The organism is Mesorhizobium sp. P5_C1 (assembly GCF_054049815.1).
Map to the genome: position 1 here is coordinate 1 of NZ_JBFULQ010001325.1, position 639 is coordinate 639.

1 protein-coding gene is annotated in these 639 nt (G+C 58.8%); it reads left to right on the top strand.

What is annotated here, in order from left to right; all coding sequences use genetic code 11:
• Positions 1 to 541: ABC transporter substrate-binding protein (locus ACXJ7R_RS35635; RefSeq protein WP_457155874.1), on the top strand; the 541-nt coding region annotated here is incomplete at its 5' end.
• Between the last annotated feature and the right edge of the window lie 98 nt (positions 542 to 639).

A 639-nucleotide genomic window follows, 5' to 3' on the forward strand; every position in this document is an offset into this window, starting at 1 on the left:
GCTCGATCCCAAATACAAAGGCAAGCTGGTGAAGTCGCATCCCGGCTACAGCGGCAACGTGATGACCGCCACCTACGCACTCAGCCAGCTTCTCGGATGGGACTATTTCGAGAAATTGGGCAAGCAGGGTGTCATGCAGGTTCAGTCCTCGACGGAGCCGCCGAAGGTCCTCGCCCAGGGCGAACGCCCGATCCAGGCCGACGGCAACGAATACAACGTCTTCATCCTCCAGGACAAAGGCGTGCCGATCAAGGCGGTCTATCCGGCGGAGGGAACCTCGATCGCCTACGGCAACGCCGCAATCCTGGCTTATGCTCCCCATCCGAACGCGGCCAAGCTGTTCTATTCCTTCATGTTCTCTCAGGAAGCGCAGCAGTTGAATGACGATTTCGGCGGTTTGCGTTCGGTTCGCCCGGACGTGAAGGAGAAATCCAACCGCACGCCGCTCTCCCAGATCAAGCTTCTCGACTCCGATCCGTCGAACGTTCGGGATGCCGTTGAAGAGATCAAGCAGAAGTACGAAGAGTATTTCGGCACGTAAGCAAAGGCTCGGCACCGGCCACGGATCGGTGCCAGAATGAGGATCTTGCGATGTCGTCACCGGCGACATCGCCACATCCCTGGGCAGATCGGCGGTTG